Origin of the sequence: Hymenobacter guriensis (assembly GCF_015773195.1) — a bacterium.
GTDB lineage: Bacteria > Bacteroidota > Bacteroidia > Cytophagales > Hymenobacteraceae > Hymenobacter > Hymenobacter guriensis.
Genome location: NZ_JADWYK010000013.1, coordinates 108,921 through 123,183, shown reverse-complemented (window position 1 = coordinate 123,183; position 14,263 = coordinate 108,921). Strand labels below are relative to the sequence as shown.

Here is a 14,263-nt window from a genome sequence, read left to right as displayed (position 1 = left end):
TCTTTTTAGTCTGTGCCCGAATTACCCGAAGTAGAAACTTACCGTCGCTTACTCGACGAATTACTGGTGCAGCAGCAGTTAGTGGCCCTGGAGGTGCTGGATGCCCACGTGCTGGCCGTGCCGGAAGACGAGCTGCGCCAAGCCGTGGTAGGCGCTACCGTGACGGCGACGCATCGACTAGGGAAGAACTGCTTTCTGGAACTCTCCACCGGCCAGGTGCTGGCCCTCCACTTCGGCATGACCGGGGATGTAGGCGCTTACCGCGACGAGCACGACCGGCCCCGCTTTACCCGCGTAGCGTTTCATCTGGCCGATGGCCTGCGCGTGGCGTTCATCGACCCGCGCAAGTTTGGGCGCATCCGCCTGGCAGGCAGTGTGGCCGAGTATCAGCGCGCCAAGAAGATTGGCCCGGATGCGTTGGCCATTACCACCGAAGAGCTGCAGAAAGGCCTGGGAAAGAAGAAAACCCTGATCAAGCCGGCCCTGCTCGACCAGTGTCTCACGGCCGGCCTCGGCAACTGGATTGTGGATGAGGTGCTGTTTCAGGCCCGTATTCATCCGGAGCGGATAGCCAATACGCTTACTTCTGAAGAGTTCAAAGCCATGCACATGGCCATCCAGCTGGTGCTGCGCACGGCCATTGAGCACGAGGCGGTCTACCGCCACTTCCCGGCCTCCTTCCTCATTCACGCCCGCGAGTGGGATGAGTCGGCCACGCCGGGCACGGAGGCGCACCGTTTCTGCCCCCGCCATCCGAAAGTTGAAATCGGCAAGCATTACGTGGGCGGGCGCGCTACCTACCACTGCCCAAGCTGCCAGTCTCTGGCAGCCTGATAGTTTCCAGCACGATGTAGAGACGCGACACTTCGCGTCTCATCGTTGCTGATGTGTTTGTCGTTCAACGAGGAAACACTATAGGTGTTTGGCAGAACACCGAAAGCCCATCATGCAGAGCGGAGCATCTCGCGTGCCGACGTTGGAATACTAATCCGACATCAGCATGCGAGATGCTCCGCTCTGCATGACACTTTTCTATACCGCTAGCTCGGAGCCAGTTTCGTTGTTGCGGCGGGCGGCTTGTTGGGTGAGTCCGGTTAGCCAGGAGCGCGTCAGGTCGGTTTCAGACTCGGAGCCGCGGCGCCGCTCGTTGCCTACCACGTCGGTGGGACTGGGCAGGGTGCGGTTAACCCAACTGAGCAGGTCGGCGGTGGTGCCGGGCAGCAGGCCGTGGAAGGCGGAAAGCAGCTTGGCTGGCAGGCTGAGGATAACTTCGGCGTCGCCGCGGCGGCAGGCATTCCAGATTTCGCGGCCGGCCCGGTCGGCATCCATAGAAAGCGCAGGCATGGAATCGGCGAGGCTAAACCAGGCGTACTCCCGCTCGTGCTGTCCCTTCACAATGGCGTGCCCCTGGCTGCCCGTGCGCAGCAGGCCCGGGCACACGGTGGTAACTTTCACCCCGTATTGCAGCAGCTCAGAACGGAAGCTTTCCGACAAGCCAACCAACGCAAACTTGCTGGCGCAGTAGGGCGCCAGGTGCGGCACGGCCACCTTGCCGCCCACCGAGGCTATATTCACGATGCGGCCCTCGCCACGGCGGCGCATGTTGGGCAGCACCGCCTGCATAGTATGGAATGGGGCCCAGAAATGCACCTGCATCGACTCTTCGTAGTCGCGCTCCTCCATGTGCTCCAGTGGCCCGGCCGTGATGATGCCGGCATTGTTGATGAGCACGTCGATGGGGCCGAGCTGGTTCTGGACTTCGGCTACCAGGGTGCGCACGTCCTCGGGACTGGTGAGGTCGCGCACCAGCGTCATGACCCTGGTGCCGCCGGCCGCCAACTCCTGGCGGGCGCGCTCCAGCTCGTCGGCATCACGGGCGCAGATGGCTACGTTGGCCCCCTGGGCTACGGCCTGCCGGGCCAGGATAAGGCCCAGTCCGCGTGAGCCGCCGGTGATGAGCACTACGCGGCCTTGCAGGTCGTAGGAGCCGCGCCGGTTGTTCCAGACAGTGGCGGCCGTTACCAGAGCGCCCACGCCCAGGGCCGTAAGCCAGTTGTTTCGGGTTTCTCGCTTCATATAGGGTTGTATGCATTGGCCCCGGAAAGGTTGCGCCCGGGCCCGCAGATTTCCTGCTCCTCCGGCACGTTTCCGGCCGCCAGTGGCGTTATAGCGCCGCCACTTTCCGTAATTGGCATCATATTTACAGGCCCAGCCGCGGCCGCTTCTACCAGCCGCCTTTTCTCTGCTATGAACAAATTCCTTCTGCTCGCCCTGGCTTTTCTGGCGGCGCCTTCCCTAAGCATGGCGCAAAGCGCCACCGTAAAAACGAAAACCAAAACGGCCACCGGCACTACCACCAAGGCCAAAACCACCGTGGAGCCCGCGCCGGCCCCCGCCTCCCGCCCGGCCCCCACGCCCCCGGCCGATAAGGTGGAAGCCCGCGCCAACGCCCTCACCGAAAACATGCAGAATGCGCTGGGTCTGAACCCGCAGCAGGTGGAGAAAGTACGCCAGATCAACCTCACCAGCGTGCGGGCCGTGGAAACTGCCCGTCTGCAGTACCGCCAGGATGTGCGCAAGGTATCCGCCGTGGTGGATGCGGTGGGCCGCTCCCGCCTCTCGGCCCTCAAAGACGTGCTGTCGCCCCAGCAGTTCGACCGGTACCAGCGCAAGCGGGAGGAGAAGATGGGCGTGCCCAGCTCCCAGGGCATCCAGGGCAACCCTGCCCCCGGCCTGCCGGGTGGGGAGTAAGTAGTTGTAGGGCTGGCGCGAGCTTGTAGCTCGTGCCTTGCCTATTTGGGAGGCTGCGCCTCTGCTGTCAGAATATCAACTGCCGTTCTGTATTGGTTTGCTACTAAAACGGCAGTAGGAACGAAACGAAAAGATGTCAATTAAAAAAGCCACCTGATAGAACATATGGCACTAATATTATCAAGTAAAAACTACTTCACATTAACAGCTTCCATCATCATGCTTGGTGGGTGCATAAAAGCAAAGTACAATTACTATAAAAGCAAAATGAATATTTATGAATTAAAAACGGATAGTTGCAATAGAACTAATGTGAAAAGTTTTTCCAATGATGAATTTGAGATTATTACCCTTAAAGATTGTAAGAGAAGTGGTTATTTTTATTGATTTAAGAAAAACGGATATATTGAGACTATTGGAAGATATAAGAAAGGCTTAAAACACGGCAAATGGAAAGTATATGATGATTACGGCTTTGTAGTGAAAAATTTCAAGTATAACAAGGGCAAGAAAATAAAAGGAACGTCAAACCTACCGGGCTTTAGATAACCTTTTGAATATCTAATTGCAGTTAAGATAACAAATCCCGTTCCACACCGGCTTACCGTTAGCGCGGCAGTGAATGTACAACCTCCACCCTATAGATTGGACACAAGTTACGCTACACTCGCGCCATATTAATTCAGATAGACACTGGAATCCAATCCTATTATCTTGAATATCTTCACATATACTTCCTTATCATATGCGTACAACCGTCCTCTGTAGAGCAATTGTCCTTTGCTATCAAATAGCATACTTTCTCTTTTCTCATTTGCATCACCGATCATTATTTTCATTCTAACAAAATCATATAAAAACTCCCCCTCAGTTATACGCAGCTCGCTTATTTTCTTATGAAATTCAGTGATATGCTTGACACTTATCACTGTATTCAACTCACTAAAATTCTCAATTGAGAATGAATCAATTGGAAATTTGGTTCTTTTTCCCATCGAAATAGCATATGCTTTTACGCTGGCCTGCTTCTCTATCGTAAGCACTTTACATGACATCATAGTAACGCAGACTATCAAAACCGTTGCTTTCATTTACTGGAGGGTATAGTTATTTCTTCTTGTGGATGTATTTGATTGGTATCCGGCTTAGCAAAGTGCCCCCACAAAAGCCGGCCCGCCCCAACGGAGCGGGCCGCCCCCACTAGCTACTTTGGCTGCTCCGAGCTGGCGCTTTTCCCGCCGGTATTCACCAGCTTGCGGGCTTGCTGGTAGCCGTTGTAGAGGGGGCGGTTGAGCAGCTTAAAGGCTTTCATGTCCTGGTCCAGTTGGCGCACCTCGTCCATCAGGTCGTCTACCAGGTCCTCGAGGGCGGCCCCGGCTACTACCCGCTCGTTGATGGTCTGGCGGGTGGCGGGCTGGGCCTGCTGGAAGGCCGCGAGGGCGTCGCGCAGGGGCTTGAGAGTGGCGGGCTTGAGGCCCTGCTTGCTGAGCTCGGCGGCTACATCGGTGCGGGCGGCGCTGGTGAGTACCGAGTTTGCCACCGCCAAAAACGCCAGGGGCCGGAGCTTGCGCAGCTGCTTGCTGCTGAGCGTGACGGATGCCAGCAAATCGTGGTCCTGAAGGCGGGCAGCAATGCGGCTCATGGGTCCCAGCAGGGCCGGCAGCAGTTCCAGCAGCTCTTTCTTGCGGGTTTTGGCGTCGGCCGTGAGGTTGTTGGTGCGCCGGGCCGTGCCGCCCCGGGCCCCGGCCACCTGGGCGTAGCGGGAAGTAACTTCGGTGGCCTGGGCGGCGGCCATTTCGCTCACGGCCAGGTCGGCGGCGTGCTCGGTCACGTAGGCTGCTACGTGCTTACACATAGCTAACTGGTCTTCTCTGGGCTTATCCATACACGTATATACTAACCGCGGAACCGCTCCGCGCAGCGTGGCAACCCCTTGCTTGCCAGCCCCAAAGTATCAGAATTACAGCCCAATAGCAACCCTCCCCGACCAATCGAAAACACCTCCCGACCTTGCAGAAACCCGTCCCGACTAAAGCAAAACACGTCCCGACCAATCGAAAACACCTTCCGACTCAAGCAAAACACCTCCCGACCAATCAGCAACACGTCCTGACCAATTGAAAACCCCTCCCGGCTAACCCGAAACACGTCCCGACTGAAACGAAATACCTCCCGAGTAATCGAAAACACCTCCTGACCGAAACGAAACAGGTTCCGATGGAAGCGTATTCAAGGAAGCAGGTTGATGTAGGGCACGGGGCTTGTCCCCGCCCGTCGTTGAACGACTCCGGCATCCATCGTTCAACGACGGGCGGGGACAAGCCCCGCCCCCTACCGCAGTCGGTCACTCCGCCCGCTACCCGCCAAATACCTGCATGCTCAGCTTGATGATGAAGGCGCTGACCACCACCAGAAACAGGGTGCGCACGAAGCCCGTACCGTGGCGCAAGGCCAGGTGGGCGCCCAGCATGGAGCCCAGGATGTTGCTCACGGCCATGGGCAGGGCCACGGCCCACAGAATCTGGCCGGTGTAGGCGAAGTAGGCCAGTGCCGCCAGGTTGGTGGCTACGTTCACCAGCTTGGCCGAGGCCGAGGACGTGATGAAGTCGTAGCCGAACAGGCCCACGAAGGTAAACAGCAGAAAGGAACCCGTGCCCGGCCCGAAGAACCCATCGTAGAACCCGATGACCAGCCCCACCAGGGCCCCGTACAGCGGCTCGCGGCCCGCCGACAGCCGGGGGGCGTGCAGGGAGCCGAAATCCTTGCGCCAGAAGGTGTAGAGGGCAATAACCACCAGCAGCCCCAGCACCAGCGGCGGCAGTAGTGCCTGGGGTAGCATGCTCACCACCCGCGCCCCCAGAAATGAAAACAGCCCGGCCACAGCCGCCGCTGTACCCACGGCCCGCCACCGCAAAGGCACCTGCCCCGCGTAGCGCCGCAGGGCCGCCGCCGTGCCCATCAGCGACGAGACTTTGCCCGTGCCGAGAATAGTGGGGACGGGCGTGCCTTTCAGCAAAAGCAGCATGGCGGGCAGCTGAATCAGGCCCCCGCCGCCCACAATGGCATCGACCAGGCCGGCCAGAAAAGCGGCCCCACACAAAAGGGCCAGGGTAAGCGTTGTTATCATATCGGCGGCGAAGGTAAAGAGCTACAACCTGGTTCCCCTCCTTATTGAAGGAGGGGTGGCCGCAGGCCGGGGTGGTTGGCTAGAGCTAGCAAACTACTCGAATGACCAACTAGCTCTAGCTTTCTAATTCTAGCATAACCACCCCGCCCTCCAGGCACCCCTCCTTCAATAAGGAGGGGAACCAACTGGCCCGCAACTAAACTTCCGGAGGATGGACGCGGTTGTAGCAGCTATGAAATCTGACTTTCCGACTTCCGCTGCTCCCCTGCGCCTGAGCGTGCTCGACCAGTCGCCGGTGCCGCTGGGGCGCACCCCGCGCGAGGCCCTGCAGCATACCATTGAGCTGGCTCGGCTGGCTGATAAACTAGGCTACACCCGCTTCTGGGTATCGGAGCACCACAACACCAACACGCTGGCCGGATCAGCCCCCGAGGTGCTGTTGGCCCGCCTGGGCGCCGAAACCAAGCGCATCCGCCTGGGCTCGGGCGGGGTGATGCTGCCCCACTACGCGGCCCTCAAAGTGGCCGAGAACTTCCGCCTACTCGAAACCCTCTACCCTGGCCGCATCGACCTGGGCATCGGCCGCGCCCCCGGTACCGACCGTATCACGGCTCATGCCCTCAACCCCCACAACCAGTTCCGCGACGAAGACTTTGCCGAGCAACTGATGGACCTGCGGGCCTTCCTGCGCGACGACGTAGTGGCCGATACCATCCACGCCAAGGTGAAAGCGGCCCCCTTCACGGATACTGTGCCGGAAATGTGGCTGCTGAGCTCCAGCGGGCAGAGCGGCCTGTTTGCGGCCCACGTGGGCGCGGCGTTTTCCTTTGCCCACTTCATCAACCCCAACGGCGGCCCCAAAATGGTGCAGACGTATAAGGAGCGGTTCCGCCCCTCGCCGGAGCTGGCCGCACCCCAGGCCAACGTAGCCACCTTCGTAGCCTGTGCCGACACCGAAAGCCACGCCCGCGCCCTGGCCGACAACCTGGCCTTGCAGATGCTGAAGCTGGAAACCGGCCAGTTCACGCCCATCGGCCCGCTGGAAACGATGAACATAGCTTCGTTTTCGCCCGATCTGCAGTCCCGCCTGGCGTACCACCACACCCGCATTGTAAGCGGCACGCCGGATAAGGTGAAGGCGGAGCTTACCGCGCTGGCCGCCAGCTATGGCGTCGACGAGGTAGTGGCCGTATCCATCATGCACGATTACGAAGACCGGCTCCGCTCCTACCAACTTCTGGCTGAGGCTTTTGCCTTGAACCCGGTTCAGCAAATGCTGGCCTAGAACTGCCCTGTTACTTAGGTATGCATGCAAAAGCCACCTTATAGGTGGCTTTTGTCTTTGGCCAGCAGGCTGAAAATCAAATCGAATCCGTCTTGCCCGCATGCTTATTTAAAATAGTTCCAGATTCTATTTTGAATATATCTAAATAGCCCCGAGCTTTGCATTGTTTTGAAAGAGTCCAAATAAACTCTTCTGCTCCTGAGCTATGATCCGACCGTTTCCTCTGCTGCTGCTTGCTTCCCTGTCGATAGGTAATATGGCTCACGCCTTACCAATGGCTGGCCTGCCGGGAACGGCGCACCTCCATAAGCGGGCGGGCAGCGAAGGCGACGAGACGGCTCAGCGCGGTCGGGTAGCCGGGCGGGTAACGGCTTCGGATGGCAAGCCTCTGGAAGGCGTAACCGTGGCGCTGAAAGGCACCTCCTATGGCGCTACTTCCGATGCGCAGGGCAACTTTCGTTTCTCGGCGCCGGCCGGGTCGTATCAACTCGTTTTCAGCAACATCGGCTCCGGCACCCAGGAACAGGCCGTGCAGATTACCGCCGGTCAGGTATTGACGGTGCCTACCGTGGCTCTACCCGTAACCGACCAGCAACTGGCTGGCGTAACGGTGACCAGCGCCCGCAGCCAGAACGATAAGCCAACCAACGTGGGCAAGATGCCCATCCGGCCCATGGATTTGCCCCAGGCCGTGGTAACGGTAAGCCAGCAGACGCTGGAGCAGCAGCAGGTACTGCGCCTGAGCGACGCCATTGTGAACGTGAGCGGTATTTACGTGACCAGCGCTACCGGCGGCACGCAGGAAGAGCTGGGCAGCCGCGGCTTTGCCTACGGCTCCAACAATACCTTCAAGAATGGGGTGCGCTTCAACAACGGCATCATGCCTGAAGCCAGCTCCCTGGAAAGCCTGGAAGTACTGAAAGGCAGCGCGGCCATCCTGTACGGCAACGTGGCGGCCGGCGGCGTGCTGAACCTGGTAACGAAAAAACCGAAGTTTGAGCGCGGCGGCTCCCTGGGCCTGCGCGTGGGCTCGTTTGGGTTCTGGAAGCCGATGGTGGACGTGTACGGCGCCGTGGGCCAGAGCGACAAAGTAGCTTACCGCCTGAATACCACGTATGAGCGCGGCAACAGCTACCGCGACGAAGTGAAATCGGAGCGGGTGTACTTCAACCCTTCCCTGCTGTTCAAGCTCACGCCCAAAACCACGCTGGTGCTGGAAGGCGACTACCTGAACGACAGCCGCACCCCGGACTTTGGCATCGGGGCCATTGACTATGAAATCCAGGACTCGCGCACACGCTTTCTGAATGTGCCGGGCGCCAACAACGCCACCAACCAAACCAGCGCTACCGCCACGCTCAGCAGCCAGCTCACGGACGTGTGGCAGGTGCGGGCCGTAGCCGGTTTCCAGCGCTATGACAATGAGCTGCGCTCGGCCACCCGGCCTACCAGCATCAACAACGGCACTATGCCGGAGGTAAAAAGTACTAAGTCGCCGGCCCACCCTAAAGCCAGCTTGCGCGGTGACTGGGGCCGCAGTCTGCAGCGCAGCGAAACCACCGAAAACTACTACCTGGCCCAACTGGACCTGACCGGCAACCTGCACACGGGTTCCCTGAACCACACGTTGCTGGTAGGTGCCGATGCTGACCAGTACCAGACCAACGCGCTGACTTATACGTCGCAGGCTTACGACTCCATTAATATCCTGAACCGCAATAAGGTGTTGGGTGCTCCGGCTAAAGCTGTGACCAACTACGATGCCCTGCTGCGCAACCAGTTGACGAAGGGCAATACCCGCCGGGCCGGTTTTTATGTGCAGGACCTCATCAGCATTTCAGAAAAGCTGAAGGTGCTGGCCGGAGTACGCTGGACCTACCAGGAAACGCCGAGCGACGTGTATACCTATTCGAGCAGTAGCTATACGCAGCCCCGCCGCTTCGACAATGCCTTCTCTCCGCGCCTAGGCGTAGTGTATCAGCCCGCAAAAACCACTTCGGTTTTTGCTTCCTATGCCAATTCCTTTCAGCCCAATACGGGCACAGAAGTAAGCGGCGCCGCACTGGCCCCTTCCACGTTCGACCAGTTCGAGGTTGGTGTGAAAAACGACCTGTTCAATGGAGCCTTGTCGGCCAACGTGACGGCCTACCGCATCGTGAACAGCAACCTGGCGCAGACCTACCTCGGTCCGCTGCTGAATGCCGATGGCACGCCTCAACTGGACAAGAGTGGCAACGTCGTGCAAAACCTCAATACCAACATCAAGGAGCTGGCCGGCGAGGTTACCAGCAAAGGCGTGGAAGTAGACATTCACAGCAAGCCGTACATGGGCTGGTCGGCCATTGCGGGCTACAGCTACAACCACACGGCCTATACCAAAAGCAACATTTACGAAAGCGGCAGCCGCCTGCGCTACAACCCTGCCCACACGGCCAACCTGAGCTTGTACTACGACTTCCAGGGTTCCTTCCTGAAAGGCCTGAATGCCGGCATCACCAGCTACTACGTGGGCGACAAGATGGCCGGCCGCAACAACCGCACCTACGACCCCGCCACCGGCAAGCCCTGGACGGCCGACAAGCCCGAAACCTTCAAGCTGATTGCCGTGCCCAACTACGTGCTGTTTGATGCCTCGCTGGGCTACACCTACGAGCGGGTTTCACTGCGGGTGAAAATGGCCAACCTTCTCGATGAGCTGAGCTACAACCTGCACGACGACAACAGCGTGAACCCCATTGCCCCGCGCAACTTCTCGGCTACGCTGAGCTACAAGCTGTAAATCAACCCCTGAGTGAACGGGTAAGAAACCCGGAAGGACGGCCGCTGCAACTGGCTTTCTTCCGGGTTTTCTGCCGCCCGCCAACTGTTTCTTTTCTGCTTCGATGAAAATTTTCTTCCGCAACATTCACCTCTACCTGAGCCTGGTTTCGGGGCTGGTTATTGCCGTGGTATGCCTCACGGGCGCCGTGCTGGTCTTCGAGAAGGACCTGGAGCAAGCCTGGCACCCGGAGCGCTACTTCGTCGCGGCCCCGGCGCAGGCAGCAGATCCGCTCCCGCTGACCCGCCTGATGGAAGCCGTACGCACCTATAAGGCCGATGCTAAAATCACGGGCGTGAAAACGTACGCCGACCCCGCCCGCACCGTTGAGTTCAGCCTGGCCGGCGCGCCCGGCGGCCCGGGCGGCGAGCGGAAAGGTGAAGGCGCCCGCCCGGCGGAGGCTGCGCGCCGGGAAAATACCGGGCCAGCCGGCCAATCGAAAGAGGGCCGCCGCGGCAAGGGCGAACGGGGCGGCAAAGGCGGAGAAAAAGGCGGCGGGGGCGAAGGTGGACGCGGCCCGGTGGTGTTTGTGAACCCCTACACGGCTGCCGTGACGGGTGAGCTGAACTACCGCGAAACCATTTTCTTTACCATGATGGCCCTGCACCGTGGCATGGTGGGCGGCGAAATCGGGAAGCTCATCGTGGGCATCAGCACAGTTATGTTTCTGTTCATTATCGGGACGGGGCTGGTGCTGTGGTGGCCGGCTACCCGCAAGGCCCTCAAGCAGCGGCTGCGCGTGAAATGGAGCAGCGGCTGGAAGCGCCTCAACCACGATTTACACATCGTGCTGGGCTTCTACGCGGCCCTGTTCCTGTTCGTGTTTGCGTTTACGGGGCTAGCGTGGTCATTTGAGTGGTTTAACAAGGGCATCTACGCCGTCACCAACTCGCCCATGCAGCGCCCCGAGCCGCCGGTTTCGGTAGCGCCGCCCACCGCCCAGGACGCACCGGCTGCGCCAGCTGCTCTTTCGGCCGATGCTGCCCTGGCCCGCGCCCGGTCCCTGGCGCCCACGGCAGTTTCCTATGCCCTGCAGCTACCCAAAGACTCTACTGGCAGCATTCGGGTGGCCACGCTGCGGCCGGATGCCACCTACGAAAACGCCACCGATGAAGTGTACCTCGACCAGTACAGCGGCCAGGTACTGCGCCAGCAAACCTACGAGCAGCGCAACCTGGGCCAGCGCGTGCGCGGTATGTTCAAGCCGGTACACACGGGCTCCATCTTCGGGTGGCCGTCCAAAATCATCAGTCTGGTGGTGTGCGTGTTGGGCTTCACGTTTCCCATCACGGGCACCATTATGTGGCTGAACCGCCTGCGCAAGCAGCGCCGCAAAGAGCGGAAGCTCGTGGCGGCGTAGGGCGCACCCTTTCTGTTCGGCAGCAACCTCTACCCTGCCTGGTTTCGTACTTTTGAAAGCGTCGGGCAGCCAAAGCCCGGCGCTTTTCTTTTGTCGTCTGCTATGCCCGAGCCCACTACTTCTGCTTCTGCCGCCGCCCCTGCTCCAACCGAAAACAGCCTGATGGCCCTTTTGCGCCGCGCCGGCCTGCTCGACTGGTTTCTGCTGGGGCTGATTGGGGTGGTGGTGCTGGCGTACTTTATTCCCGAAGCCGGCAGCAAAAGCAGCCCGATTCCCTGGTTTATCATTACCAAGGGCGGCGTGGCGCTGATTTTCTTTTTCTACGGCCTACGGCTCAGCCTCGATAAGCTGAAAGCCGGCCTGCGCAACTGGCGGCTGCACGTGGTGGTGCAGGTCATTACGTTTCTGGTGTTTCCGCTGCTGGCCCTGGCCGTACGCCCGCTCTTTGAGGGTGCGAAAGGGCCTCAGCTCTGGCAAAGCATCTTTTTCCTGTGTACGCTGCCCAGCACGGTTTCTACCTCGGTGGTAATGGTCAGCATTGCCCGGGGCAACCTGCCGGCCGCTATTTTCAACGCCAGCATCAGCAGCCTGCTGGGCATTGTGCTCACCCCGCTCTGGACCAGCTTTTTCCTGCACACTGCCGCCGACGGTGGCCACCTCTGGGGCATGGCCCTCAGCCTCACGTGGCAGGTAATTTTGCCCGTAGTGGCCGGGGTGCTGCTCAACCGCCGCTTCGGGGCCATTGCCGAGCAACACAAAAGTACTCTGCGCCTCTCCGACCAGGTGGTGATTCTGCTCATCGTTTTCACGGCCTTCTGCGAGTCGTTTACCGAAGGCATTTTCCGCAGCTACGGAGCCCGGGATATCGTGCTGCTGGGCCTAGGCATGGTGGCGCTTTACCTGCTTATTTTTGGGGCAGTATGGGGCCTGAGCCGGCTGTTGGGCTTCTCGCGTGAGGACCGGATTACGGCCCTGTTCTGCGGCTCCAAGAAGTCGTTGGTGCATGGCAGCGTCATGGCCAGCCTGCTGTTTCCGGCCGCGGCCGGCACGGGCCTGATCCTACTGCCGCTCATGCTCTACCACGCCCTCCAGATCATTCTGGCCAGCATGATGGCCCAGCGCATGGGACGGCTGCCTTTGGTCGGCCGGGCTGGCTTGCAGTAGCCTGGGCGGCGTCTGGTTATAATGCCATTTTACTTTAGAGCAGGTACTCGTCCGGTCTTCATCGAACAGTACCAAATCAATAGGAAAACAGCCTTATTTCTACGCCGGAAGTGCAGCCTGCAAGCTGCTTCTGCGTATTTTTGAGGCTTGTTTCACCCTGATTTATTGATTTCCCGGCATGAGAAAAGTCTTTCTTCTTTTCGCCTTATTTCTTGGCCTTTCCACGCTTACGCAGGCGCAGTCCCACTCCAAAGAATTGTTCACGGCCGTTATCAAAAACAAGGCAGCCGACGCGGACGCCCTGCTAACCGCCGGCGCCGATGCCAATGCCCCGGTGGAGATGATGCCGGGCTTCCCCACCACCTTCCTCATCATGGCCGCCGGCAGCGGCCACCTGGAGGTGGTGAAAACGCTGGTCAAGCACAAAGCCCAGGTTGATAAGCCGGATTCCTTTCAGGCTACGGCGCTGATGGCCGCCGCGTCCAATGGCAGCCTGGAGGTGGTGACGTTTCTGCTGGCCCATGGCGCCAGCCCCAAGGCCAAAGACAAAGACGGCAAGGATGTGCTGGCCAGTGCTAAGGAAGGCGGCAACGCCCAGGTTATTGCCCTTATCGAGCAAAAGCTGAAAGCCAGCTAAACCCTGTCTCCCGCCCTGGCACCGGCCGCCAGGGCGGGGCCCCGCTGCCCGGCCCTGGCTTTTTTGTGCCCGGTGCCTGCCGTAGTATCCCGCGAAAACCCGTTATTCCAGCTTTCTACGCCGCTACTAGTGCCTCGCCTGCCCAAGGCTGAAGAAGCAGACCGCACCCTTATCTACGCCAATTCCCGATGCTGGACTTAGTAATTGATGCGCGCCCGGCGGCCCTCAGTGCCGGCTTTGAAGTTCGGCGCATTCTTCCTTACCGGCTGCGGCGGATGTTGGGGCCCTTCATTTTTATGGACCACGCCGGCCCCGTCCAACTCACCCCGGAGCAGCTGCCCAACTTGGATGTGCTGCCGCACCCGCACATTGGCCTGAGCACGGTGAGCTACCTCTTTGGGGGGCAGGTGACGCACCGCGACAGTCTGGGCGTGGAGCAGATCATCCGGCCGGGCGAGGTGAACTGGATGACGGCGGGCAGCGGCATCTCCCACTCCGAGCGGTTCGAAGACCCGGCAGCCCTGGCCGGGGGTGCCCTGGAAATGATTCAGACCTGGGTGGCTTTGCCCGAGGCCGATGAGGAAAGTGCCCCGTCCTTCGTCAACTACCAGCCCCAGGAGCTGCCCATCTTTACGGATAGCGGGGTGTGGATGCGGCTGATTGCCGGCGACGCCTTCGGCCTGCGCAACCAGGTGCGCACGCATTCCCCCTTGTTTTATCTGCACGTAGTGCTGCAGCCGGGGGCGCGGTTTGGCCTGCCCCGCGGCTACCCCGAGCGGGGAGCCTACGTTGCTAAAGGCAGCGTGGAGGTGAATGGCCGCACGTATACCGCCGGGCAGCTGCTGGTATTCACGCCGGGCATCGACCCGGTGCTGGTGGCCCCCGAAACCTGCACGCTCATGCTGCTGGGCGGTGAGCCGCTGGGGGAACGGTTTATCTGGTGGAACTTCGTTTCTTCCCGGCGCGAGCGTATCGAGCAAGCCAAAGCCGACTGGCAAGCCGGCCGCATTGCCCTGCCGCCCAACGACAACGCCACGTTTGTGCCCCTGCCCCAGGACCGCACCCGCCCGGCTGGCTCCAACCCGCCCCCGCAGCCGCTTTCCTGAGACGGTAGAGGCTGG

General features: G+C 59.9%; 12 protein-coding genes. 8 read left to right on the top strand and 4 right to left on the bottom strand.

Annotated elements, in window-relative coordinates; all coding sequences use genetic code 11:
• The first annotated feature begins 12 nt into the window (after positions 1–12).
• Entirely contained in the window at positions 13–834 is an 822-nt protein-coding gene (gene mutM / locus I5L79_RS23685; RefSeq protein WP_196956508.1) for a DNA-formamidopyrimidine glycosylase, read from the top strand.
• A gap of 198 nt (positions 835–1,032) precedes the next feature.
• Here the strand turns inward: mutM and I5L79_RS18245 are convergent, their stop codons facing one another.
• Positions 1,033–2,076: an SDR family NAD(P)-dependent oxidoreductase gene (locus I5L79_RS18245; RefSeq protein WP_196956507.1), complete on the bottom strand. Its 1,044-nt coding sequence runs from the start codon at positions 2,074–2,076 to the stop codon at positions 1,033–1,035.
• A gap of 171 nt (positions 2,077–2,247) precedes the next feature.
• Here I5L79_RS18245 and I5L79_RS18240 point away from each other — a divergent pair, with 171 nt between their 5' ends.
• Entirely contained in the window at positions 2,248–2,751 is a 504-nt protein-coding gene (locus I5L79_RS18240) for a hypothetical protein (RefSeq protein WP_196956506.1), read from the top strand.
• A gap of 677 nt (positions 2,752–3,428) precedes the next feature.
• On the opposite strand, the gene I5L79_RS18235 is transcribed toward I5L79_RS18240, so the two are convergent.
• The 3 genes from I5L79_RS18235 to I5L79_RS18225 form a co-directional block, all read right to left on the bottom strand.
• Positions 3,429–3,842, bottom strand: a complete 414-nt coding sequence (locus I5L79_RS18235) for a hypothetical protein (protein WP_196956505.1) — start codon at positions 3,840–3,842, stop codon at positions 3,429–3,431.
• A 113-nt stretch (positions 3,843–3,955) separates the two neighbouring features.
• Positions 3,956–4,606 (bottom strand): hypothetical protein, encoded by a 651-nt coding sequence (locus I5L79_RS18230; RefSeq protein WP_231403202.1) that lies wholly within the window; start codon positions 4,604–4,606, stop codon positions 3,956–3,958.
• A 501-nt stretch (positions 4,607–5,107) separates the two neighbouring features.
• Entirely contained in the window at positions 5,108–5,878 is a 771-nt protein-coding gene (locus I5L79_RS18225; protein WP_196956503.1) for a sulfite exporter TauE/SafE family protein, read from the bottom strand.
• 232 nt (positions 5,879–6,110) lie between these two features.
• Between I5L79_RS18225 and I5L79_RS18220 the strand changes: the two genes are divergently transcribed.
• The 6 genes from I5L79_RS18220 (at position 6,111) to I5L79_RS18195 (ending at position 14,248) form a co-directional block, all read left to right on the top strand.
• Positions 6,111–7,163 carry an LLM class flavin-dependent oxidoreductase gene (locus I5L79_RS18220; protein WP_196956502.1) on the top strand — a complete coding sequence of 351 codons (1,053 nt, stop codon included), beginning with the start codon at positions 6,111–6,113 and terminating at the stop codon, positions 7,161–7,163.
• A 205-nt stretch (positions 7,164–7,368) separates the two neighbouring features.
• A complete protein-coding gene (locus I5L79_RS18215) occupies positions 7,369–9,942 on the top strand; it encodes a TonB-dependent receptor (protein WP_196956501.1) in 2,574 nt (857 codons plus the stop codon).
• 103 nt (positions 9,943–10,045) lie between these two features.
• Positions 10,046–11,341 (top strand): PepSY-associated TM helix domain-containing protein, encoded by a 1,296-nt coding sequence (locus tag I5L79_RS18210; RefSeq protein ID WP_196956500.1) that lies wholly within the window; start codon positions 10,046–10,048, stop codon positions 11,339–11,341.
• A gap of 102 nt (positions 11,342–11,443) precedes the next feature.
• Positions 11,444–12,505, top strand: a complete 1,062-nt coding sequence (locus I5L79_RS18205) for a bile acid:sodium symporter family protein (protein WP_231403201.1) — start codon at positions 11,444–11,446, stop codon at positions 12,503–12,505.
• A gap of 178 nt (positions 12,506–12,683) precedes the next feature.
• A complete protein-coding gene (locus I5L79_RS18200) occupies positions 12,684–13,142 on the top strand; it encodes an ankyrin repeat domain-containing protein (protein ID WP_196956499.1) in 459 nt (152 codons plus the stop codon).
• Between the two features lie 188 nt (positions 13,143–13,330).
• The gene (locus I5L79_RS18195) at positions 13,331–14,248 is read left to right on the top strand and encodes a pirin family protein (RefSeq protein ID WP_196956498.1); all 918 of its coding nucleotides are present in this window, start codon (positions 13,331–13,333) and stop codon (positions 14,246–14,248) included.
• Positions 14,249–14,263 lie beyond the last annotated feature (15 nt).